Source organism: Micromonospora sp. NPDC050397 (assembly GCF_044901685.1).
Taxonomy (GTDB): Bacteria; Actinomycetota; Actinomycetes; order Mycobacteriales; family Micromonosporaceae; genus Micromonospora_G.
Genome location: NZ_JBJDPS010000016.1, coordinates 1 through 25,685, shown reverse-complemented (window position 1 = coordinate 25,685; position 25,685 = coordinate 1). Strand labels below are relative to the sequence as shown.

The 25,685-nt window shown below is 73.9% G+C and carries 3 protein-coding genes; 1 reads left to right on the top strand and 2 read right to left on the bottom strand.

Annotation, left to right across the window (positions count from 1 at the left end; translation table 11 throughout):
* Positions 1-43 precede the first annotated feature (43 nt).
* Entirely contained in the window at positions 44-18,844 is an 18,801-nt protein-coding gene (locus ACI2K4_RS30930; RefSeq protein WP_404516441.1) for a non-ribosomal peptide synthase/polyketide synthase, read from the bottom strand.
* Between the two features lie 449 nt (positions 18,845-19,293).
* On the opposite strand from ACI2K4_RS30930, the gene ACI2K4_RS30925 reads away from it, so the two are divergent.
* A complete protein-coding gene (locus ACI2K4_RS30925) occupies positions 19,294-20,343 on the top strand; it encodes a methyltransferase (protein WP_404516440.1) in 1,050 nt (349 codons plus the stop codon).
* Between the two features lie 89 nt (positions 20,344-20,432).
* Here the strand turns inward: ACI2K4_RS30925 and ACI2K4_RS30920 are convergent, their stop codons facing one another.
* Positions 20,433-25,622 (bottom strand): type I polyketide synthase, encoded by a 5,190-nt coding sequence (locus tag ACI2K4_RS30920; protein ID WP_404516438.1) that lies wholly within the window; start codon positions 25,620-25,622, stop codon positions 20,433-20,435.
* Positions 25,623-25,685 lie beyond the last annotated feature (63 nt).

The following is a 25,685-nucleotide window of genomic DNA, read 5'->3' as shown; positions in this document are numbered from 1 at the left end:
GCCATCCTCGTCTCGCAGTGGCTTGCTGTCGGCCGGTCCGGGGTCACGCCGGTTCCGGGCGGGTGTCGGTCTGTCGCAGTTCGCCCGCGGCGATGTCCCAGATCCGCCGGACGACGTCCGGGTTCAGGAGCATTTCGCGGTGGGCGCAGTCGAGTGTGTGCTCCCGTACCCCGCCGGAGACGAACGGCCGCCACAGTGCGGCCTTCGCCTCGGAGTCGGCGGAGATCAGCAGCAGGGTTCCGGATGTCCTGCGGGTCCGGTGGGCCAGGAGGAGGCGGGTGTTGTTGCGGACGATGCGCAGGTAGGCCTCGTGCTCCTCGCCGGTGAGCGCGCCGGCCACCGCCTCCTCCTGTGCGGCGAACCCCGCCCGCTGCTCGGCGGTGGCGGGGCCGTCCACCGGGCTGGCGTCCAGGAGGATCAGGGCGGCCACCTCCTCCCCCGCGTCCTGGAGCTGGGCCGCCATCTCCTGGACGACGTTGCCGCCGAAGGACCAGCCGAGCAGGTGGTAGGGGCCGGTGGGCTGCACGGCGCGGATCTGCGCGACGTAGTCGGCCGCCATCCGGGACAGCGACTCGGGCAGTTCGTCCGCGCCGGTGTCCATGCCGCGGGGGCGCAGGGCGTAGAGCGGCTGTTCCCCGGGTGCGGCGTCGGCGAGCCAGCCGTACTCCCAACCGAGGCCCAGGACGGTGTGCGCGCAGAAGAGCGGGGGCCGCCCGCCGGAGGACCGCATGGGCACGAGGACGTCGGTGGCGCCCTGCCGTCCCTCGCGGGCGATCCAGGCGAGCAGGCCGGCGACGGTCGGGGCCTCGAACACGGAACGGACGGGGACGTCGGCGCCGATGACGGCCCTGATGCGGTTGACGAGCCGTACGGCGAGCAGGGAGTGGCCGCCGAGCTCGAAGAAGCTCGCGTCGACGCCGACGGGCGCGACGCCGAGGACCTGCTCGAAGACGGAGCACAGCAGTTGTTCGCGGAGCGTGGCGGGGCTCCGGCCGCCGTCGCCGAGGGCGGTGTGGTCGGGGGCGGGCAGGGCGGCGCGGTCCAGCTTGCCGTTGGGGGTGAGCGGCAGGGTGTCCAGTGGTACCAGCGCGGGCGGCACGAGGTGTTCCGGGAGCCGGTCGGCCAGGTACTCCCTGACCTGCCCCACCAGGGCCGCCGCCCCGTCGTCGGCGGCGCCGGGGACGGCGACGAGATAGCCGGCGAGGGCGGGTTCGCCGCCGGGGCCGTCGCGCGTGACGACGGCCGCCTGCGCGACCTTCGGGTGTCCGGCCAGGGTTGCCTCGATCTCGCCCGGTTCGATGCGGAAGCCGCGTATCTTCACCTGGTCGTCGGCGCGGCCGAGGAATTCCAGGTGGCCGCCGACCGTCCACCGCACGATGTCGCCGGTGCGGTACATCCGTGTCCCCGCCGGTCCGAACGGGCAGGCCACGAAGCGCTCGGAGGTGAGCACCGGCCGGCCGAGGTAGCCGCGGGCGAGGCCGTCGCCGGCGACGTACAGCTCGCCGGGCGTGCCCGGGGGAACGGGCAGCAGGCCGTCGTCGAGGACGTACGCCCTGGTGTTGCTCAGCGGGCGGCCGATCGGCACGGTCTCGCCGTCCGGGTTTTCGTCGCACGGCCAGGCGGTGACGGCGACGGACGCCTCGGTGGGGCCGTAGAGGTTGTGCAGCGGTACGCCGAGGGTCTCGCGGAAGCGGTCGCGCACGGCGGCCGGGAGCACTTCGCCGAGGCAGAGGACGGTCCGCAGGCCGGCGCACCGTTCAGCGGCGCCGCTGTCGAGGAGCGCCCGCAGCACGGAGGGGACGAACTGGGCGACGGTCACCCGCTCCCGGTCGACGAGTTCGGCGAGGTGGACGGGGTCCGCGTGCGCACCGGGGCCGCTCAGGACCACCGCGGCGCCGTTCAGCAGCGGCCAGAAGATCTCCCATACGGAGGCGTCGAATCCGAACGACGCCCGCTGGAGCATCCGGTCGGTGGGTTCGAGGCGGTACTCCCGCTGCATCCAGGCCAGTTGGTTGACCACGCCGTGGTGCGGGACGGAGACGCCCTTCGGGGTGCCGGTGGAGCCGGAGGTGTACATGACGTACGCAGGGTGGTGCGGGCGCAGCGGCGTCGCGCGTTCGGCGTCGGTCACCGCTCCGGGTGCCTGCGCGCTGCGGAGGCCGTCGGTCGCGGGTCCGTCGAGGTCGATCCACCGGGCCCGCGTCGCCGCGTCCGCGCCGCCGAGCCGCGCGGTGGTCCGCGCGGTGCTCAGGACGAGGACCGGGGAGGCGTCGGTGAGGACGAGGTCGGTGCGCCGCCGCGGCTGGCCGGGGTCGACGGGGAGGTAAGCGGCGCCGGTCTTGACGACGGCCAGGAGCGCGACGATCTGTTCCACCGACCGGTCGAGGGCCACGCCGACCAGGGCTTCCGGCTCGGCGCCGAGGCTGATCAGGTGCCGGGCGAGGCGGTCGGAGCGCTCGTCGAGTTCGGCGTAGGTCACCTCGGCGCCGTCGTGGACCAGGGCGACGGAGTCGGGGGTGCGGGCGGCCTGCCGGCCGAAGAGCCCGGCGAGGGTGTCGTCGGGGCGGGGGCCGGCGGTGTCGTTCCACTCCCGAAGGACGCGTAGCCGTTCGGCGTCGTCGAGCAGGTCGACTCGGGCCACCGGCAGGGTGGGGTCGGCGGCCACCGTTTCCAGGACCCGCACGAGCCGGGCCGCCAGCGTCTCCACGGTGGAGCGGTCGAACAGTTCGGCCGCGAAGACGACCTCTCCGTCGAGTCCCGCGGGCGCGCCGGTCTCGTCGAAGCTCTCCCGGATCTCGAAATCCAGGTCGAAACGGGCCGTCAGGCTCCCGGCCGCTTCCTCGTCCACCTGTACGCCGGACAGGCTGAGTGTGCCCCGGTGGTTGTTCTGTACGGCGAGCATCACCTGGAACAGCGGGTTGCGGGCCATGGAGCGGGCCGGGGCCAGGTCCTCCACCAAGCGTTCGAAGGGCACGTCCTGGTGCTCGAAGGCGTCCAGACAGGCCGTGCGCACCCGGTCGAGCAGTTCGAGGAAGTCGGGGTCGCCCGACAGGTCGGTGCGCAGCACGAGGGTGCCCGCGAAGAAGCCGACGAGGTCGTCCAGGGCCTGGTCCGTGCGTCCGGCGACGGGGCTGCCCATGACGATGTCCCGGCCGGCGCCGCTCTTGGACAGCAGGACCGCGACCGCCGCGTGCAGCAGCATGAACATGGTGACGCCCTGTCCGAGCGCCAGTTCGGCCAGCCGTGCGTGCAGGGGCGCCGGGATGTGCAGCGGAACCAGTCCGGCCCGATGGTCGGAGACCGCCGGTCGGGGCCGGTCGACGGGGAGGGCGAGTTCCTGGGGCGCGCCGCGGAGCCGGTCCTTCCAGTGGGCGACCTGGGTGGCGAGCACGCTGTCGGGGTCGTTCACGTCGCCGAGGAAGTCCCGCTGCCACAGGGTGTGGTCGGCGTACTGCACGGGCAGCGGCTCCCACTCCGGGGCCCGCCCGGCGGCGCGTGCCCGGTACGCGTGCGACAGGTCCCGCCAGAGCGGGCCCATCGACCAGCCGTCGGCCGCGATGTGGTGGACGGTCAGTGAGAACACCCACGCGCCGGGGCGCAGCGAGAACAGCGCGGTCCTGAGGGGCGGTTCCGCGGCCAGGTCGAAGGAGTGGGAGGCGAGCGCGTCGAGCCGTTCGGCCAGTTCCTCCTGGGTGACCGCGGTGACGGGCAGGTCCACGGCCGCCTCGCCGGTGGACAGGACGTGCTGGCTCGGTTCGTCGTCGACCAGGGGGAACGTGGTGCGCAGGCTCTCGTGCCGGGCGACGACATCGGCCAGGGCGGTGCGCAGGAGCTCCGGATCCAGGTCGCCGGTGAGGCGCAGGACGAGGCAGATGTTGTAGAGGTGGTTGGGTCCCTCGATGCGGTCCACGAACCAGAGGCGGCTCTGCCCGTAGGACACGGGCAGGACGGGCGGGCGCGGCATCGGCACGACGACCGGGCGGGCGCGGCCCCCGTCCCGGGTCAGCTGCCGTGCGAGGCCGGAGACGGTCGGGTGCTCGAAGACGGTGGCGACGGAGGTCTCGGCGCCCAGTACGGCACGGATGCGGCTGACCAGCCGTACGGCGAGCAGGGAGTGCCCGCCCAGGGCGAAGAAGTCGTCGTCCACGCCGACGCGGGGCAGGCGCAGCACGTCGGCGAAGACGACGCCGAGCAGTTCCTCGTACGGCGAGGCCGGGCCGCGTCCGACGCTGACGGCGGCCATGGGGTCGGGGGTGGGCAGGCCGGCCCGGTCGACCTTGCCGTTCGGGGTGAGCGGCAGCCGGTCCAGGACGGTGACGTAGGGCGGCACCAGGTGGTCCGGCAGCCGTTCGGCGACGAACTCCCTTATTCGGTGAGCCAGTTCTTGGCCGTTGACGGTCGGGTCAGCCGGTGCGGCGTAGGCGGCGAGGCGCTTGTCACCAGAGGTGTCCTCACGGACCACGACGACGGCCTGGGCCACGTCGGGGTGGGCGGAGACGGCGGCCTCGACCTCTCCGGGCTCGACGCGGAAGCCGCCGATCTTGGCCTGGTCGTCGGCGCGACCGACGAACTCCAGCACGCCGTCGGCCCGCCACCGCACCAGGTCGCCGGTGCGGTACATCCGGGCGCCGCCGTCCTCGAACGGACAGGCCGTGAACCGTTCGGCGGTCGGGCCCGGGCGGTTCGTGTAACCGCGGGCGAGCCCGTCGCCGGAGATGTACAGCTCGCCGGGCACGCCCACGGGGACGGGTCGCAGGGCGGGGTCGAGGACGTAGGCGCGGGTGCGGGCCAGGGGGCGGCCGAGCGGGATCGCCCGGCCGCTGTCGACGTCCTCACGGGTGACGGGGTGGGTGTGGGTGTAGGTGACGCTCTCGGTGGGTCCGTAGCCGTTCATCAGCCGTGTGCCGGGCAGCGTGTCGAGCAGCGTGCGGCAGTGCTCGACGGAGAGTGCCTCGCCTCCGGTCAGTACGGAGCGGACGCCGCGCAGTGCCTCGACGTCGAGGTCGATCACCTGGTGGAGCAGTCCGGTGGGCAGCAGGGCGACGCTGACCCCGTGCCGGTCGAGGAAGTCGCGGATTCCAGCTACGGACGGGGAGCCCGCGGGTCCCACCGCGAGGGTGGCGCCGTTGAGCAGGGTGGCCCAGACGTCGAACGTGGTGGAGTCGAAGGAGACGGACCCGAGGTGGGAGACGACGTCCCCGGCCCGGACATCGGCGTAGTCGGCGGGGCGGACGAGGCGGTCGACGGCGCGGTGGGTGGCGACGACGCCCTTGGGGGTGCCGGTGGAGCCGGAGGTGTAGATGGTGTAGGCGGCGGAGTCCAGGTGCGGCGGTGTTGCGGGGGGTACGGCGTCCTCGGCGGCCACCGCCTCCCGGGTCCGCGGATCGTCGAGGACGATGCGGGGCGGGTCCTCGCCCGTCCCGGGCAGCCGCTCCTCGATGCCGGTGGTGGTGAGGACGGCGACGGGGGCGGCGTCGCGCAGCATCAGCCGGATGCGTGCGGCGGGGTAGCCGACGTCGACGGGGAGGTATGCGCCGCCGGTCTTCAGGACTGCGAGGAGGGCGACGATCGTCTCCGGCGAGCGTTCCATGGCGACGGCGACGAGTCGTCCGGGGCCGGCGTCGTGCCGGGTGAGGTACTGGGCCAGCCGGTCGGAGGCGGCGTCGAGTTCGGCATAGGTCATCCGCGTGCCGTCGGCGACGATGGCGGCTGTGTGGGGGGTACGCGCGGCCTGGGAACGGAAGTGGCCGGGCACGGTGTCGGCCGGTGCGGCCCGTTCGGTGCTGTTCCACTCGGTGAGGACGCGGTGGTTCTCGGCGGGGTCGAGCAGGGCGATGTCGCGGACGCGGGCGGCGGGGTCGGCGACGACTGCGTGCAGGACGAGCAGGAGGCGTTCGACCAGGGACTCGACGGTCGTGCGGTCGAAGAGGTCGGAGGCGTAGGTGATCCCGCCGTCGATGCCGGCGGGGCGGCCCTCGTCGTCGAACCGCTCGGCGACATGCAGGTCGAGGTCGAACTTCGCGCGGCCCAGTTCGGTCGGGAGGGCCTCGACTTCCAGGCCCGGCAGGTCCACGGAGGCGCTGGGCACGTTCTGTACGGCGAGCAGGACCTGGAAGAGGGGGTGGCGGGAGCGGGACCGGGTCGGAGCCAGTTCCTCCACCAGCCGTTCGAAGGGGACGTCCTGGTGCCCCAGGGCGCCGAGCGCGAACCTGCGGACCCTGGCGAGGACCTCGGTGAAGGTGGGGTCGCCGGAGAGGTCGGTGCGCAGGACCAGGGTGTTGACGAAGAAGCCGACGAGGTCGTCGGCGGCCTCGTCGGTGCGGCCCGCGACGGGGCTGCCGATGGGGATGTCCCGGCCTGCGCCGAGCCGGGAGAGCAGGACGGCGAGCGCCGCCTGCCACACCATGAAGGTGGTGGCTCCCTTGGCGACGGCCAGTTCCGTCAAGCGTGCGTGCAGGCCGGCCGGTGCGGCCATCGGGACCCAGCCGCCCTCGCGGCTGGCGACGGCGGGCCGCGGCCGGTCGGTGGGCAGGGTCAGTTCCTCGGGGCTGCCGCTCAGCGCGTCGCGCCAGAAGGCGGCCTGCCGGCCGAGGACGCTGTCGGGGTCGTCGCCGTCGCCGAGCAGCTCGCGCTGCCACAGGCTGTGGTCGGCGTACTGTACGGGCAGCGGTTCCCAGCCGGGTGCGTGGCCGGTCCGGCGGGCGGTGTAGGCGGTGGACAGGTCGCGCAGCATGGGGACCATCGACCAGCCGTCGGCGACGATGTGGTGGGTGACCACGACCAGGACCGCCTCACCGGTGTCCGGTCCGTCCACGTGGAGGAGCGTGGCCCGCACGGGCGGTCCGGCGGTGAGGTCGAAGACGTGTACTGCGGCCTCGGTGATCCGTGCGTCCAGGTCCTCGCGGCCGACGGCCTCGACGGCGAAGTACGCGGGGAAGTCGTCGAGGGGCACGATGTCCTGGTAGGGGTCGCCGTCCGCGTGCAGGAACCGGGTGCGCAGGCTCTCGTGGCGGGTGAGCAGGTCGGTCCAGGCCGCGCGGAGCGCGCCGGTGTCCAGTGTGCCGGTCAGCCGCAGCGCGAGCGGGATGTTGTAGAGGGGCCCGGCGGCCTCGAGCCGGTCCACGAACCACAGGCGGCGCTGGGCGTACGAGAGGGGCACCCGCCGGGGCCGGGGACCGGAGGCGAGGACGGGCCGCAGGGTGCCGGTGGCGCCGACGTCCCCGACTGCGGCGGCGAGACCGGCGACGGTGGAGGTCTCGAAGACCGCCTGCACGGGAATCTCGGCGCCGAGGACGGAGCGGATCCTGCTGATCAGGCGCACGGCCAGCAGGGAGTGGCCGCCGAGCGCGAAGAAGTCGTCGTCCACGCCGACCCGGGGCACGCCCAGGACCTGTGCGAACACGGAGCAGAGAAGTTCCTCGCGCAGGGACGGCGGCCGGCGCACCACGCCGGCGCTCACCGACTCGGGGGCGGGCAGGGCCGCGCGGTCCACCTTGCCGTTGGCGGTCAGCGGCAGCCGTTCCAGTACGACGACGGCGTCCGGCACCAGGTACTCGGGCAGGCGTCCGGCGACGAACTCGCGCACGTCGGGGAGCGTATGGCCGGGCGCCGGGGTCACGTGGGCCACCAGGCGCTTGTCCCCCGGAGTGTCCTCGCGGACGGTGACGACGGCCTGGGCGACGGCCGGATGGCCGGCCAGGAGCTTCTCCACCTCGCCGGGCTCGACCCGGAAACCGCGGATCTTCACCTGGTCGTCGGCCCGGGAGACGAACTCCAGTGCGCCGTCGGCCCGTCGGCGCACGATGTCGCCGGTGCGGTACATGCGGGCGCCGGGCGCGTCGAAGGGACAGGCCACGAAGCGCTCGGCGGTGAGTGCGGCGCGGCCGACGTAGCCGCGGGCGAGTCCGGCGCCGGCGATGTACGCCTCGCCGGCGACGCCGGCCGGGACCGGGGCGAGGCTGTCGTCGAGGACGTACACGCCGGTGTTGTCCATGGGTCGGCCGATGGACACTACGTCGCCCAGTGCCTCGGGGTCGGTGAGCGGGATCTGGGTGGCGATGACCGTCGACTCGGTCGGCCCGTAGCTGCTGCGGACGACGATGCCGGGGGCGGCTTCGAGGACCCGGCGGACGGCCTCCCTGGGGACGATGTCGGCGCCGGTGAGGACGTCGTGGACGCCGGTGAAGGCGGCGGGGTCCTCCTCGGCGATGACCCGGAAGAGGCCGGCGGTCAGATGGGCGTGGGTGAGTCCGTGGTCGGCCACGAGGCTTCGGAGGCGGGCGGCGTCGGTCCTGCCGGGCGGGGTGACGATCAGGCTGCCGCCGGTGAGCAACCGCACCCAGACCTCGACGGTGGAGCCGTCGAAGGTGTGCGGGGCGGCGAACATGCCGCGGGCGGCGCCGGAGAACTGCCAGCAGCGGTCGCCGGCCAGGTCCACGATGTCGCGGTGGGTGGTGCCGATGCCCTTGGGTTCGCCGGTGGAGCCTGAGGTGAACATGACGTAGGCGAGCTGGTCGGGCAGGCTCCGTCCGCCGACTGCGACGGCGGGACGGTCGGCCCACGCGTCGTCCGACCCGTCGGCGACGACGACGGTGGCGAACAGGCCGCGGGCCGCCTCGGCGTATCGGCCGTCGGCCAGGCACAGCTCGGCTCCGGCACGGGCGGCCATCTCGGCGGTGCGGGTGCCCGGCTGGGCGGGATCGAGGGTGAGGTAGGCGCCGCCGGCCTTGAGGATCGCCAGCAGGGTGGTGACCACGTCCGGGGAGCGGTCCATGACGACGGCTACCACGGTCTCCGGGCCGACGCCGAGGTCCATGAGGTGGTGGGCGAGGCGGTTGGAGCGGGCCTCCAGGTCTCCGTAGGTGACGGGGCCTGCGCCGGTGTCGAGGGCTACGGCCTTCGGTGCGCGGGAGGCGCGGACGGTGAACAGTTCGGGGACGGTGAGCGCCAGGGTGTCGCTGCGGGCGCCGCTGGACTCGGTGAGCAGGCGGCGCCGTTCGGCGGAGTCGAAGACGTCGATGCGGGAGACGTGCCGGGCGGGGTCGGCGGTGGCGGCTTCCAGGACGCGCAGCAGCCGGGCGACGAGGGTCTCGGCGGTGGAGTGGTCGAAGAGGTCGGTGGCGTAGGTGAGGCCGCCGGTCATGCCGCTCGGCGCGCCCTCCTCGTCATGGAGTTCGACGACCTGGACGTCGAGGTCGACCTTGGCCGTGGTGGGTTTGCCGGGTCCGGCCGCCACCTCGAGGCCGGGCAGCGCGACGTGGGCCTGCGGCATGTTCTGCACGGCGACCAGCACCTGGAAGAAGGGCACGCGGTCGGTGTAGCGGGCGGGGGCCAGCTTCTCGACGAGCCGGTCGAAGGGGATGTCCTGGTGGTCGAGGGCGTCCAGCGCCGTGGCCCGGACGCGGGCGAGCACCTCGGTGAAACTGGGGTCGCCGGACAGGTCGGTGCGCAGCACCAGGGTGTTGAGGAAGAACCCGACCAGGTCCTCCAGGGACTCGTCGGTACGGCCCGCGACGGGGCTGCCCAGCGGGATGTCCTCCCCGGCGCCGAGACGTGACAGCAGCACGGCCACCGCCGCCTGCCACACCATGAACATCGTCACGCCCTCGGCACGTGCCAGCTCCGCCATCCGCGCGTGCAGTTCGGCGGGCACGTGGATGTCGGCCCAGCCGCCGCCGCGTCCGGGTTTCCCCGGGCGGGGCCGGTCGAAGGGCAGGGCGATCTCGTGGGGGACTCCGTCGAGGGCGGTCCGCCAGTGCTCGACCTGTGCGGTGAGCCGGCTGTCGGAGTCGTTCTCGTCGCCGAACAGCCGCTGCTGCCAGAGCGCGTAGTCGGCGTACTGCACCGGCAGTGGCGGGAACTCGGGGGTCCTCCCCGAGCGGTGTGCGGTGTAGGCGGTGGTCAGGTCCCGCCACAGGGGTGCCAGGGACCATCCGTCACCGGCGATGTGGTGCACGACCAGCACGAGGACCGAACTCTCCTCATCAATACTCAGGAGCGTTGCCCGCACCGGGAGTTCACCGGCCAGATCGAAGACGTACGCACAGGCCGCGTCGACACTCGACTCCAGTTCACCGGGCACGACGGGCACCACCGGCAGTTCGACCCGGGCCTCACCGGCCGGCACCACCTCCTGGTACGGCTCCCCCTCCACCTGCGGGAACCGGGTCCGCAACGCCTCGTGCCGCACCACCACATCCCCCAGAGCGGCACGCAGCGCCGGAACATCCACCAGCCCGGACAACCGCACGACCAACGGAATGTTGTACAGAGCGCTCGCACCCTCCAACCGGTCCACGAACCACAACCGACGCTGCGCGTACGACAACGGCAACCGCTCCGGCCGCACCCCCACCCACACCCCCGGACGCACACCGACCCCCGCCGCCCCCGCCAACCGGGCGGCCAGTCCGGCCGCGCTCGGTGTCTCGAAGAGGTCCCGCACGCGCAATTCGACGCCGAGGACGGCGCGGATGCGGCTGACCAGTCGCACGGCCTGGAGGGAGTGGCCGCCGAGGGCGAAGAAGTCGTCGTCCGTGCCGACCTCCGGCACACCGAGCACCTGGGCGAAGACGGAGCAGAGCAGTTCCTCGCGCAGTCCGGTCCCCCGCCGGGCGGGGGCGGCGGGCGGTTCGGCGTCGGTCTCCGGCGCCGTTCCGGCGCCGGGGGTGACGATGTGTACGCAGCCCTCGTCGTCCCAGCGGGCGTGTGCGCCGGTGGGTCGCATGACGGACTCCTCCTCGGTGAACGGACAGGCGACCGCGTCGTCCGCGGCCTGGTCGCAGGTGGTGTGGAGCAGTCCCACGACGCCGGGAGGAACCGGCATGAGGCGGTCGTCGAGTACGAACACACGGGCGTCCGGGCCGGTGATCTCCGGCTGCCTCCGGGACCACTCCCCCACCAGCCGCTCCCGCTCGGCCCCGTCGAGCACGTCGACGGTGTGCACGGGCCGTCCCGGATCGGCGGCCACGGCGTCGAGGACGCGCAGCAGCCGGGTGGTCAGCGTCTCGGCCGTGGAGTGGTCGAAGAGGTCGGCCGCGTAGACGAGTTCGCCCTCCATGCCGGTGGGGCGCCCCTCGGCGTCGAAGCGCTCCGCGACCTGCAGGTCGAGGTCGAACTTGGCGTCGCGGGCCGTGTACGGCAGCACCTCCGCTTCCGCCCTGTCCAGCTCCGGGACGAGGAGGGGCGTGGACTGCACTTCCAGAACGGTCTGGAAGAGGGGGTGGCGGCCGATCGACCGTGGCGGTGCCAGCTCCTCCACCAGCCGCTCGAACGGGACGTCCTGATGGTGCAGGGCTCCCAGCGCGCCCCGGCGGACCCGGGCGAGCACGTCGGTGAAGGTGGGGTCGCCGGACAGGTCGGTGCGCAGGACCAGGGTGTTGACGAAGAAACCGACCAGGCCCTCCAGGGACTCGTCGGTACGGCCCGCGACGGGGCTGCCCAGCGGGATGTCCTCCCCGGCGCCGAGACGCGACAGCAGCACGGCCACCGCCGCCTGCCACACCATGAACATCGTCACACCCTCGGCACGTGCCAGCTCCGCCATCCGCGCGTGCAGTTCGGCGGACACCAGGACCGGTACGGCCGCCCCCCGGTGGCTCTCGACGGACGGGCGCGGCCGGTCGGTGGGAAGGCAGAGTTCCTCGGGGATGCCGTCCAACGCCCCGCGCCAGTAAGCGACCTGCTCCGCCAGCACGCTGCCGGGGTCGTCCGCGTCGCCGAGGAGGTCGCGCTGCCACAGGGTGTAGTCGGCGTACTGGGCGGAGAGCGGCGCGAGGCGCGGGGCGGTTCCGCAGCGGTGTGCGGTGTAGGCGGTGGTCAGGTCCCGCCACAGGGGTGCCAGGGACCATCCGTCACCGGCGATGTGGTGCACGACCAGCACGAGGACCGAACTCTCCTCATCAATACTCAGGAGCGTTGCCCGCACCGGGAGTTCACCGGCCAGATCGAAGACGTACGCACAGGCCGCGTCGACACTCGACTCCAGCTCACCGGGCACGACGGGCACCACCGGCAGTTCGACCCGGGCCTCACCGGCCGGCACCACCTCCTGGTACGGCTCCCCCTCCACCTGCGGGAACCGGGTCCGCAACGCCTCGTGCCGCACCACCACATCCCCCAGAGCGGCACGCAGCGCCGGAACATCCACCAGCCCGGACAACCGCACGACCAACGGAATGTTGTACAGAGCGCTCGCACCCTCCAACCGGTCCACGAACCACAACCGACGCTGCGCGTACGACAACGGCAACCGCTCCGGCCGCACCCCCACCCACACCCCCGGACGCACACCGACCCCCGCCGCCCCCGCCAACCGGGCGGCCAGTCGCGCGGGCGTGGGAGCCTCGAAGACGGCGTGCACGGGAATTTCGACGCCCAGTACGGCGCGAACGCGGGCGATCAGGCGGACCGCGAGCAGCGAGTGACCGCCGAGCGCGAAGAAGTCGTCGTCGACGCCGATGCGCGGCACCCCGAGGACGTGCGCGAAGGCGGTGCAGAGCAGTTCGTCGTACGTACCCGTAGGGCGTGCGACACCCGTGCCGGTGGTGGGGTCCGGGGTGGGCAGGGCGGACCGGTCGAGCTTGCCGTTGACCGACAGCGGCAGCCGGTCCAGGGTGACGAACGCGGCCGGGACCAGATGGCCCGGGAGCCCGGCCGCGAGGTAGGCGCGCAGCATGTCGGGCTGGGCGGCGGCGGGTCGGGCCGGCACGACGTAGGCGACGAGGCGCTTTTCGCCGTGGGCGCCGGGGATGTCGTCCCGGGCGACGACGACGGCGTGGTCGACGGCCTCGTGCGCGGCTAGGCGGGTCTCGATCTCGCCCGGTTCGATGCGGAAGCCGCGGATCTTCACCTGGTCGTCGGTTCGTCCGACGTACAGCAGGCGTCCTCCGGCGGTGCGGCGCACGGTGTCGCCGGTGCGGTACATGCGGGTGCCTGCGGCCCCGTGGGGATCGGCGACGAAGCGTTCGGCGCTGAGGCCGGGCCGGCCGAGGTAGCCGCGGGCCACGCCTGCGCCGGCGACGTACAGGTCGCCGTCGACGCCGTCGGGGACGGGGCGGAGGCGGGCGTCCAGGACGTAGAGGCGGACGCCGGGCAGGGGACGGCCGATGGTGGGGGCGTCGCCGGGGCACAGGGGGCCGTCGGCGGCGGCGATGACGGTGATCTCCGTCGGGCCGTAGGCGTTGCCGAACCAGCGGTCGGCGCCCCACCGGTCAACCAGCGTCCGGCCGAGTGCCTCGCCCGCGACCAGCAGGGTCTGAACGGAGCTCAGCCGGTGGTCGCGCTCCACCATGCCGAGGACGGTGGGCGGAAGTTGAAGGTGGGTGACGGCCTGCCGCTCCACGAGGTCCTCGAGGCCGGCGCCGGGCAGCAGTCGGACAGCGGGGGCCGTGACGAGGCAGGCGCCGGCGGCGAGTGCGGTCAGGATCTCCCAGGTCGCCACGTCGAAGCCGATCGACGCGAACTGCAGCAGGCGGCTTTCGGCGGTAAGGCCGGGCCAGCGGAACGCGAGGAGGTTGACCGCTCCGGAGTGGGGGACGACGACGCCCTTGGGCGCGCCGGTGGAACCTGAGGTGTAGATGACGTACGCCGGGTGGGCGGGGCGGAGCGGACTGGTGCGCTCTTCCTGGGTGACCGGGCCCGGGGCGTGGGCAGCGACGGCGGAGCGCACGGCGGGGTCGTCCACGACGATCGCCGCCGGGGCGGAGGCGGGCACGTCCTCGGCGTGGGCGGTGCCGGTGAGGACGGCCGCGGGTGCGGCGTCGGCGCACAGGTGGGCTATGCGTCCGGCGGGCTGGTCGGGGTCGACGGGAACGTAGGCCGCGCCGGCCTTGAGGACCGCGAGGAGCGCGACGACGAGGTCGGGCGAGCGGTCCATGAGGATCAGGACCCGGTCCTCGGGCCCGACGCCATGTCCGATCAGGTGACGGGCGAGGCGGTTGGCGCGGGCGTCGAGCTCGGCGTAGTCGAGGTGTCGGGGTACACCGTGGTCGGCGTCCGGAGGGCTGACCGCGTCGCGGGACGGGCCGCCCCGGTCGTGGATGAGGGCCGGGGCGTGCGGGGTGGCTGCCGCGCGGTCGTCGAGGACGTCGGTGAGGACACCGGCCGCGCCGGGCCGGCCGGTGTCGTTCCACTCCGTGAGGATGCGGTGCCGCTCGGCGGCGGGCAGGACGTCGAGGTCGGACAGCGGTGTGTCCCGGGCCTGTTCGAGGGCGTCGACGACGCGCTCGGTGGTGGCGTGCAGCAGCCGGGTGACGAGGTCGGGATCGACCGGGGCGGCGGCCTGGACGTCGAACGCGAGCGTCCTGCCGTCGTCGTCGACGGAGACCAGCAGCGGGTAGTTGGTGCGCTCCCGGAAGGCGAGGATCTCCGTGCCGGGCGGCAGGACCGTGCCGGGGCCCGCGGTGGCGTTGTGCCGGTAGTTGAGCACGGCGGTGAACAGTGGCGCGGAGGCCCGCACTCCGCCTGCGCGCTGGGCGGCGGCCAGCGAGGCGTGCTCGTGCACCATGAGTTCGGCGAGCTGGTGGTGCATGTCGTCGAGGGCGCCGGCCACGTCTGTACAGGCGGTCCGGACCCGGACCGGGAGGGTGTTGATGAACAGGCCGGGCACGTCCCCCGCGCCGTAACCGGCCTGCATGCGGCCGAGCAGCAGGGTGCCGAAGACGACGTCGTCCCGTCCGGAGACGGCAGCCAGGACCCGGGACCACACGACGTGCAGGACGGTCGCGGCACTCACTCCGGCGCGCCGGGCCTGTTCGCGCAGCCGGGCCGCCACCGGTTCGCCGAGAACGGTGCGGCGTTCGGTGACGTCGGCGCCGTCGCCCCGCACCTCCCAAACACCGAAGGGGGCGGTGGGTTCGGTGACGTCGCCGAGGAGCCGGCCGAAGTAGGCCTCGTGCTCCTCGGCAGGGGTGCTCAGCAGCGCCTGGCCGACGAAGGCCCGGTAGGGGTGCGGGGCGGGCAGGTCGTCGCCGCGGCCGGCCAGCAGGGCGGTGGCCTCGCGCAGGACCAGGTCCAGCGTGGTGTGGTCCTGGGTGATGTGGTGCATGCGGACGGCGAGGAGCCGGCGGCCGGTGCCGGGTTCGGTGGCGGTCCGGGCGTCCATCAGCGGGGCGCGACGCAGGTCCAGCGGTTCGTCGTCGTGGGCCAGCAGGTGTTCCACCGGGTCGGGTGCGTCTCCCAGGTCGGTCTCTGTGACGGGGAGTTCGGCGTGCCGGTGCACGACCTGCACGGGGTGCGGCAGGTCAGTCCATGCGAGGGAGGTACGCAGGACGTCGTGTCGGTCGATCACCTGGGACAGGGCCGCGAGGAAGGAGTCGAGGAGCTGCGCGGTCCCGAAGCGCAGGACGTAGCGGACGACGTAGGGGTCCCCGTCGCCGGAGCGGGTGCCGGTACCGGTCGCGGCCGTGCTCAGGGCGCCGTTCCCGGGGGCCGCCTCGGCGTGGAGCCGGTGGTGGAAGAAGAGTCCCTCCTGGAGTGGGCCCAGGGGGTAGATGTCGGCGACGCCGGCCGCGCCGTCGGGCAGGGCGTCTGTGAGGGTGCGCAGCTCGTCCTCGGATAGGCCGGCGAGGGGGACCATCCCGGGCGTGAGCCGGGTGGCGCCGGGCGGGACGCCTCCCCCGGGGACCAGGACGGGCTCGGGGCCCGCGGCGGCGGCGAGCCGAGCCGGTGTCGGGGCGGTGAACAGGGTCCGCATGTCGACGCTGACACCCTGGCCGCGGAGGTCGTCGAGGAGCCGAACCGCGAGCATGGAGTGGCCGCCGAGCGCGAAGAAGTCGTCGTCGGCTCCGACCTCGGGCAGACCCAGGACGTTCGCGAACGCCGCGCAGAGGATCTCCTCGCGCGCCGTCGCGGGGGGCCGTCCGTCCACGGTGTCCTCCCGGTCCGGGGCGGGGAGCGCGGCGCGGTCGAGTTTCCCGTTGTCGGTGAGCGGCAGCCGGTCGACCGCCACGCAGGCGGAGGGCACCATGTGGGCGGGCAGCACCGCGGCGGCGTGTTCACGTGCTCGGCGTGCCAGCTCGGCGCCCTTGTCGCCGGTGGCGCCGTCCGGGTCGCTCGGGACGACATAGCCCACGAGGTGCCGGTCGCCCGGCGTGCCGGTACGGATCACGACGACAGCCTCGGCGACCGGGGGGTGTCCCAGAAGCGCGGCCTCGACCTCGCCGGGCTCGATGCGGAAGCCGCGCAGCTTCACCTGGTCGTCGGTGCGGCCGAGGTGGGTGAGCGTGCCGTCGGCGGCGCGGCAAGCCCGGTCGCCGGTGCGGTACATGCGGGTGCCCGGTTCGAAGGGGCAGGCCACGAACCGGGCGGCGGTCGTCGCGGGCCGGTCGAGGTAGCCGCGGGCCAATCCGGTGCCGGTGACGTACATCTCGCCGGGTACGCCGGGCGGCACGGGCCGCAGCGCGTCGTCGAGGACGTGCACACGGGTGTGGTCGAGGGGACGTCCCACGGGGCTGCCGCCGTGCGGTCCGGGTGCGTCGCCGGTGCCGGGGGCCAGGTCGAGGTGGGTGACGTGGACGGTGGTCTCGGTGATGCCGTACATGTTCACCAGGCTTGGGCCGTCGGCGCCGTGGCGGGCGTGCCAGTCCCTGAGGCGTGCGGGGTCCAGGGTCTCGCCGCCGAACACGACGAGCCGGAGCCGGGCGTCGAGCGCGGCGGCGTCCTGGCGGGCGTCGGCGCGGGCGAGCTGGTGGAAGGCGGAGGGGGTCTGGCTGAGGACGGTGACGCCCTCGCGGACCAGGAGGCCGTGGAAGTCGGCCGGGGAACGGGAGGTGTCGTGGCCGACGACGACGAGCCGGCCGCCCGTGAGGAGGGCACCCCACAGTTCCCACACGGAGAAGTCGAAGGCGTAGGAGTGGAACCAGGTCCAGACGTCGTCGGTGCCGAAGCCGTACCGGTCGGCGGCCGCCCGCAACAGCGCGGTCGCCTGGGCGTGGGCGACCACGACCCCCTTGGGTGTCCCGGTGGAGCCCGATGTGTGGATGACGTAGGCCGGGTGGTCGGGGTGGAGCGGGGCCCGGCGTTCGTCCTGGACGAGCGGACCGGGGTCGAGGGCGGCGACGGTGGTGCGGACGTCCCCGTCGTCGAGGAGGACACGGCGCAGACCGGGTGCGCCGACGGCGTGTGCGGCGGTGACGGCGGTGGTCAGCAGGAGGGCGGGGGCGGCGTCCGTGAGCAGGGCGTCGATCCGGGCGGCCGGGTAGGCGGGGTCGGCCGGGAGGTACGCGGCGCCCGCCTTCAACACCGCGAGGAGAGCGACGACCAGGCCGGGGCTGCGGTCCAGCGACACGGCGACCAGGGTTTCGGGGCCGGCGCCGCAGGCGACCAGGTGTCGGGCGAGACGGTTGGACTCGGCGTCCAGTCGGGCGTAGGTCAGGCCGTCCGCGTCGTGGGTGACGGCCGGCGCGCCGGGGTGGGCGGCGGCCCGGGCGGCGAAGAGGTCGGGCAGGGTCGCGGCGGGCGGCGGGGGCGCCGTGTCGCCCGCCGCGGCGAGCAGTGCTTCGTGCTCGGCGGGCGAGAGCACGTCGAAGGCGTGGAGCTGGAGGTGCGGGGTGCGGACGGCCTGGCGCATGACACGCAGGAGGCGATCCGCGAGGGCTTGGGCGGTGGCGCGGTCGAACAGGTCGGCGGAGTAGTGCAGTTCGACGTGCTGACCGGTGGGACGGCCTCGCTCGTCGAAGTGCTCCAGCACCTGGAGGTCGAGGTCGTACTTGACCAGCGGCAGTTCCGCGAACCCTGCGACGGCCGCGAGACCGGGCAGGTCGACGGGGACGCGTGGGGTGTTGTGCAGGGTGAGGTTGACCTGGAAGAGGGGGTGCCGGGTCAGGGAACGGGACGGGGCGAGCTCCTCCACGAGCCGCTCGAAGGGCACGTCCTGGTGGTTCATGGCGTCGACGGCGGCGCCGCGCACCCGCCGGACGACCTCGGTGAAGGCGGGATCACCGGTCAGGTCGGTGCGCAGGACGAGGGTGTTTACGAAGAAGCCGACGAGGTCTTCGAGGTCCGCCTCGTCGCGTCCGGCGAACGGGCTGCCGACTGGGATGTCGTGACCGGCTCCGAGCTTGGACAGCAGGACGGCGACCACGGCGTGCCAGACCATGAACATGGTGGCGTTCTGGGCCTGCGCGAACTCGGCGAGCCGGGCGTGCAGGTCCGCCGGGACGGCGAGGCGTACGGTGCCCCCGTCATGCGCGGAGACGGCGGGCCGCGGTCGGTCGACGGGCAGCGCGAGCTCCTGGGGAGCCCCGGCCAGCGCCTTCCGCCAGTAGGCGAGTTGTTCGGAGAGCAGGCTGCCGGGGTCGTCGGAGTCGCCGAGCAGTTCGCGCTGCCACACGGTGTAGTCGGCGTACTGCACGGGCAGCGGCACGAGGGCTGGCTCGGTCCCGGTCAGGCGGGCGGCGTAGGCGGCGGAGAGGTCCCGCCAGAGCGGGGCGGCGGACCAGCCGTCGGCGGCGATGTGGTGCAGGGCGACCACGAGCGCCGACGTCCGCTCGTCGACGGTGAGCAGCCGGGCGTGGAAGGGGATGGCGGCTGTCAGGTCGAAGACGTGCCGGGCGGTGCGGCCGATCTCGGCCTCCAGGTCGTCGGCCCGGACCTCGTCGACGGTCAGCAGGCCGTCGAGCGCGGCGGCGGGCACGATCTCCTGGACGGGTTCGCCGTCGAACTGGGGGAACCGCGTTCGCAGCGCCTCGTGTCGGGTCACCACGTCGCGCAGCGCCGCCCGCAGTGCGCTCACGTCCGGTCGGCCGGAGAGCCTCAGGACGAGCGGGACGGTGTAGAGCGCGCTCGGACCCTCCAGCCGGTCCACGAGCCACAGCCGGCGTTGCGCATACGACGCAGGAATCACGTGCACTCCTCAATGCGGGCTGGGTCGTCCGTTGCCTCCGGACAGGCCGTCCGCGCGAGCGGGTCACGGCCCGGTGCGGGCAGTAGAGATGGTGCTGAGGAGGGGGAGGCAACAGCATCGGTGGGAGCCACAGTTACGTGCGGTGCCGGTGCGCGGGCACCGCCGGGTCGCGTAGGGCCGTGCGGCCGTAACGGCGGGCATCGTCGTTGCCGCCCGGTTTTCGCCCGCTTAAGGTCTGCCCCGTAGTCCCTGGCGGGCGCACGACGACAGCTACGGCCACCTGGCCGCGGGTGTCGGAGCGCCCGAACTCATCCCGTACGCGGACGTCCCTCCGCCTCGCCACGCACCGCGTCCGCCGCGCGCCGATCCACCAGGGATCGCGGGACAGCCCTCAGCACGCCGGAACCACCGTGGCGCGCCGGCCGACGCCTTTCCTTCCCGGGAGAACGATGAAGAACGCCGCCCGCGAGGACGATCCGGTCCTCGAACGCTTCCACTTCCTCGTCAACGCTCCGGCGTTGTTCAACGCCGTCACCACCGCCGCCGAGCTGAGGATCTTCGCCTTCCTGTCGGAGAGTCCCGGCGCGAGCGCGGCGGAGATCCGTTCGTTCTGCGCTCTGCCCGCGCACCAGCTCCGGGTGCTGCTCCAGGCGGTCTGTGCGACCGGGCTGCTGGAGCGTCGGGAGGGCGTCTACCACAACTCCTCGGTAGCTGAGGAGTTGCTGGCCTCGGACGAGGAGCCGGACAGCTGGAGTCACATCCTGACCGGCTGGAAGGAGGTCTACTACCCCGCGTTCGCGGAGCTGACGAAGGCTCTGCGGGCGGGCACCAACACCGCCCTGGCCGCCCATCCCGGCGACGAGCCGACCCTGTACGGGCGGCTGTCCCGCAACCCTCCGCTGGAGGCGGTCTTCCACCGGGCGATGACCGCCTTCACGCTCCGTTCGGTCGACGCCCTGATCGAGCAGCCGGTCTTCGGGGACGTACGGCACGTGCTCGACGTGGGCGGCGGGGACGGCAGCACCTCGGCGAGGCTGGTCTCCCGCCGTCCGAAGCTCAGGACGACGGTGTTCGACATGCCGAGCGTCTCCCGGCTCGCGTCCGGCGCCGAGACGGGGGCGCGGTCCGACCGGGTGAGTGTGGTGCCCGGTGACATCTTCACCGATCCGTTCCCGAAGGGCCCGGACGCGGTGCTCTTCAGCCATGTGCTGGAGATCTTCGATGAGGAATCGATCCTGCTCCTGCTGAGGAAGGCGTACGACGCGCTGCCGGCGGGCGGCAGGGTGATGGTGTACGGCTACCACGTCTCGGACGACGAGACGGACGGGGTATTCGGAGCCCGGCTCGGACTGTACTTCAACGTGCTGGCGAGCGGCCGGGGCATGGCCTACCCGGCGAGCGACTGGGAACGCTGGCTGCGCGAGGCCGGGTTCGAGGAGGTCGGCACGGTCGCGGGGCTGCCCTACGAGCACGGGCTGAGTCTGGGCGTCAAGCGCTGACGCCTCGGGCGACAGTGCGGGGCCGGCCTTCGGGCCGGCCCCGCACTGTCGTGGTGCCCGCCCGGCGACGTACTGCCGAGGCCTCGGTGTCAGCCGCGTTCGCGGGGGCGCAGGCGGGGGCGTGTACGGGTCGGTGAGGCCGTGCAGAGTGCGAGCAGGTGCTCGGCCAGCGTGTCCGGGGTGGGACGGTCCAGGACGGTGGCGGCGCTGATCTGGAGACCGGTCACAGCGCCGAGTCGGTTGCGCAGGCGGGTCGCGGTGAGCGAGTCGAAGCCCATCTCCACGAAGCCGCGGTCGGGGGCCACCGCGTCGTCGGTGGCATGCCCCAGTACCAGAGCGGCGTGGGTGCGCACGAGCCGCAGCATCTCGGCTCTCCGCGCACCCTCGGACAGCCTCCCGAGGCGGCGCCGGAACGCGTCCGGGTCCTCGGTGTACGGGTCCTCGCGCACTCCGCCGGCCCCGCGTATCGCGTCGCGGACCGCCGGGACACCGTCGAACAGCATGGCCAGTGGCCGCGCTCCGGGAGTGGCGGACACGTGGGCCGCGAGTCGTTCCGCGTCGGCTTCGAGAACGGCGATCCCCGTATCGCGGGCGCGTGCGGCACGGTCGAGAGCCTGTAGGGCGAGGTCCGCGGCCACCGGCACCAGGCCGTCGTCACGGACCGCGGTGTCCCCCTCGGCACCGGCCCACGGTCCCCAGGCGATGTGGGTCACGGGCAGTCCCGTGGCCCGGCGCTCCTCGGCCAGGGCGTCCAGGAGGGCGCCGCTCAAGGCCTGTCCTGCCCGTCCCGGGGCGCCCACGAAGGCGGTGAGGGTGGTGAGGAGGACGAAGGCGACCGGCTCGGTCCGTTCCTTGGTGAGCTCGTGGAGGTTCCGGGCGGCACGGGCATCGTTGCGCACCGATTCCCGGAGGGCGGTGACGGTCCGCCGGGCGAGGTGGCTGTCGTCGGGAGCGGTGGTCGCCGGGGTCACGACGACGGTCAGCGGGCCGCTCGCGGGAAGCCCGTCCAGCAGGACCGCCGCCTGCGCGCGGTCGCCGGGGTCGCTGACGACGACGTCGGCGCGTGCGCCGAGGGCGGTGAGTTCGGCGCACAGAGCACGGCTCGCGTCCGTGGACGCCGCGTGCTCCGGGGCCGTGTGGGACAGCAGCAGGAGGTGTTCGGCGCCGGAGCGGGCGAGGTGCAGGGCCACCTGGCGGCCGAGCGGTCCGGTGCCGTCGGTGACGAGCACGGTACCGGTGGGCGGCCACTCGGCGGTGGGAGTGGAGGTCGGGGCGTCGGGGGACGGGGCGATGCGGCGGGCGAAGAGTCCGGCGCCGCGGACGGCGAGGTCGTGTTCGGACTCGTTGCCGGCCGCGCTGTGGGCCAGGACCGCGGCGAGCCGGCTGCCGGTCCAGCCGTCGATGCGCCGGGGCAGGTCGACGGTGCCCGTCCAGTGGCCGGAGCACTCCCGTACGGCGACGCGTCCGAGTGCCTGTACGGCGAGCTGGCCGGGTTCATGGACGTGCTCGGCGGCGCCGACCGCCGCCGCGGCGCGGGTGGCGTGCCAGACGGTGGCTGGGCCTCCGCGCTCTTCCAAGGCGCGCAGGAGCGCCAGGGTGAGTACGGTCCCCTGCGGCACCGCCTCGTGGGCGGGATGCCGCCCGGGGGCGAGGGCGAGCAGGGAGAGGACACCGGAGACCGGGCCGAGGTGGTCGACGGACGCGCGGAGCCCTCCGGCCAGTGCCCCCTCGTCCGCGACAGGCACGAGGACCGGCTTCGTGCCCCCGGCGGACAGCGCCGCGACGAGCCCGGTGACCCAGGGGTCGGTGGCCTGCTGTGCGGGGACGGGGAGCAGCCAGGTGCCCGACGGTGCCGCCGAGGGGACGGTGGTCGGTGTCCAGACGGCGCGGTGACGCAGGCGGCCGACGCGGGCCTCCTCGTCGCGACGACGCCGGTAGGCGGCCAGGAGGGGGAGCAGCACGGCCGTCGACGCGGCGTCCCCTAGGCCGAGTTCGGCGGCGAGGGCGGCGTCGTGGAGCCCCGTGTCGTCTGCGTCGAACAGCGCCTCGTGGGGCGCGGCGCCGGGACGGCCGGTGCGGCCCCGGGGATTCCCGTCCGGGGACAGGCCGTCCGAGGGCAGCCAGTAGTCGGCCCTCTGGAAGGCGTAGGTGGGGAGGTCCACGGTGTGCGGGGCGCCGTCCGGAACGGCGAGCGCGGCGGACCAGTCGATGGCGGCGCCACGGGCGAAGAGCTGTCCGGCCGCCCGGATCACGGCGGCCGCCTCGCCCTCCTCATGGCGCAGCGTCGGGACGAACTCGGCACCGGGGGCGCTGTCCTGGCCCTGGGCGGACAGGACGGCATCGGGCCCGATCTCCAGGAAGGTGGTCACGCCCCGGGCGGCCAGCGCGGCGACGCCGTCGGCGAAGCGGACCGGCTCGCGCACGTGCCGCACCCAGTGCTCCGGGTCCACCGGCCGGTCCGATGGCAGGAGTTCACCCGTCAGATGGGACATGACCGGGATCTCGGGCACGGCGCAGACGAGGCCGCCCAGTTCGGCGCGGAGGGGGGCCAGGACGGGATCCATCAGCGGCGAGTGGAAGGCGTGGGACACCCTCAGCCGACGGGTCCGAGCGCCGCGTTCTTCGAGGCGGGCGGCGATCTCGGCGACGGCGTCCCCGGTGCCGGAGAGGACGACGGAGTCGGGGCCGTTGACGGCGGCGAGCCCGACCTCGTGGGCGCGGCCGACCAGCAGTGGCTCGACCTCGGCCTCGGTCAGCCGTACGGCGACCATCGCGCCGCCTTCGGGCAGGTCCCGCATCAGCCGGCCTCGGGCGGTGACGAGTGTGCACGCGTCGGCGAGGGTGAGTACGCCCGCGACGTGGGCCGCGGTGATCTCGCCGAGGGAGTGGCCGGCGACCACGTCGGGGCGCAGGCCCCAGGAGGCGAGGAGCCGGTACAGCGCGACTTCGACCGCGAACAGCGCGCACTGGGCCCGGAGCGTTCCGGTGAGGAGGTGCGCGGCCCTCTCACCCGTGTCGAAGACGGCGTCCCGCAGGGGCGGTTCGCCGGGGAGCAGCCTGTCGAAGAGAGCGCACACGGCGTCGAACGCGTCGGCGAAGACCGGGTGGGTGCGGTGCAGCTCCGCGGCCATGCCGACGCGCTGGCTGCCCTGTCCGGTGAACAGCACCGCCGTACGCCCGGTCCGTTCGCCTCCCGTCACCAGGTGGGGCGCGGGCCGGCCTGCGGCGAGCGCTTCCAGCGCCGACTCCAGTTGTTCTTGTCGCTCGCCGGTGACGACGGCCCGGTGCGCGAAGGCCGTTCGCCGGGTCGCGAGGGCGACGGCCACGTCACGCGGGGCGGGCGCGTCCTCGTCCGGGTGCTGCCTCAGCCGGGCAAGGAGGCGGCGGGCCTGGTCGCGCAGCGCGGCCGGGGAGCGCCCGGAGAGCACCCAGGGCACGGTGCTCCCGGCCGGCTCGGGGGCGTCGCCGGTGATGTCGGCGGCCGGGGCGGGCTCCTCCCGGGGAGCCTCCTCCAGGATGACGTGGGCGTTGGTGCCGCTGATGCCGAACGAGGACACCCCGGCGCGCCTGGGCCGGTCGGTGACGGGCCAGGCCACGGGGGCACGCAGCAGTTCGACGGCGCCGCTCGTCCAGTCGACGTGGTGCGACGGCTTGTCGAGGTGCGGGGAGGGCGGCAGCACTCCGTGGTGCAGCGCCTGCACCATTTTGATGACGCCGGCCGCCCCGGCGGCGGCCTGGGTGTGTCCGATGTTGGACTTCACCGAGCCCAACCGCACCGGAATCGCCTCGGCGCCGCGGTCGGAGCCGTAGGTGGCGAGGACGGCCTGCGCCTCGATCGGGTCTCCGAGCCGGGTGCCGGTGCCGTGCGCCTCCACGGCGTCGATGTCGGAGGTGGCCAGTCGGGCGTCGGCCAGGGCGGCGCGGATGACGCGTTGCTGGGAGGGACCGTTGGGTGCGGAGAGCCCGTTGGAGGCGCCGTCCTGGTTGGTAGCCGTGCCGCGTACCAGGGCGAGCACGCGGTGTCCGTTGCGGCGGGCGTCCGAGAGCCGTTCCACCAGCAGCACGCCCGCGCCCTCGGCGAGCGAGGTCCCGTCCGCCGCGTCGGCGAACGGCTTGCAGCGCCCGTCCGGTGCCAGACCGCGCTGGCGGCTGAAGCCCATGAGGGCGCCGGGTCCCGGCATGACCGCGACTCCCCCGGCCAGGGCGAGGTCGCACTCACCGGACCGCAGGGCACCTACGGCCATGTGCAGGGCGACGAGCGACGACGAGCAGGCGGTGTCCACGGTGACGGCCGGGCCTTCGAGGCCCAGGACGTAAGCGAGTCGTCCGGACACCACGCTGCCGGCATTGCCCGTGATCAGGTGGCCCTCGGTGCCCTGACCGGCCTGGTGCAGGCGGGGGCCGTACTCCTGGTAGTGCGAGCCGACGAACACTCCGGTGCGGCTGCCGCGCAGGGTCGCCGGGACGATGCCGGCCCGTTCGAAGGCCTCCCAGCCGGTTTCGAGGAGCAGCCGCTGCTGGGGGTCGGTCGCCAGTGCCTCCACCGGCGAGATGTCGAAGAACTCGGCGTCGAAGCTCCCGGCGTCGTGCAGGAAGCCGCCCTCCCGGACGTAGGCACGGCCGGGTGCGTCGGGGTCGGGGTCGTACAGGGTGTCGAGGTCCCAGCCCCGGTTGGCGGGCAACGGGCCCATGGCGTCGCCGCCCGAGTCGACGAGGCGCCACAGGTCCTCCGGCGTGGCGACGCCGCCGGGGTAGCGGCAGGCCATGCCGACGACGGCGATCGGGTCGTCGGCCGGGGGCGTTCCGGAGGTCCCGTGGGTGTCCTGGCCGGGGGCGGCGGTGCGTTCGGCGCCGATCAGCAGGCCGAGGAGGTGCCCTGCGAGGGCGGAGCAGTCGGGGTGGTCGAAGGCGAGGGTCGCGGACAGCCGCAGGCCAGTGGCGGAGGCGAGCCGGTTCCGCAGGTCGACGGCGGTGAGCGAGTCCAGGCCGAGGTCCCTGAACGCACGGTCGGGCGCGATCGCGTCGGCATCGGTGTGTCCGAGTACCGTGCCCACCTGGGCACGGACCAGGTCGAGCAGAGTGGCCCGGCGTCCGGCGGGGGCCTGCCGGAGCAGGGCGTCCCGCAGCTTCGTGTCCCGGTCCGGGGTGCTGGTCGCAGGGGTGGCCCCGGTAACGGTGCGGCGCAGGGGTCCGGCCGGCTTCCGGACCAGGCCGCGCAGCACGGGGTGGGTGGAGGCGTCGCCGGCCGCCAGGGATCGGGGGTCGAAGCGCGCCGCCACGACCAGGGGGTCCGCCGACCGCTCCGCGATATCGAGGAGACGTAGCCCGTCCTCGGTCGACAT

Coding starts and splice junctions, on each gene's coding strand:
- ACI2K4_RS30925 (WP_404516440.1), top strand. CDS start 19,294: ATGAAGAACGCCGCCCGCGAGGACGATCCGGTCCTCGAACGCTTCCAC.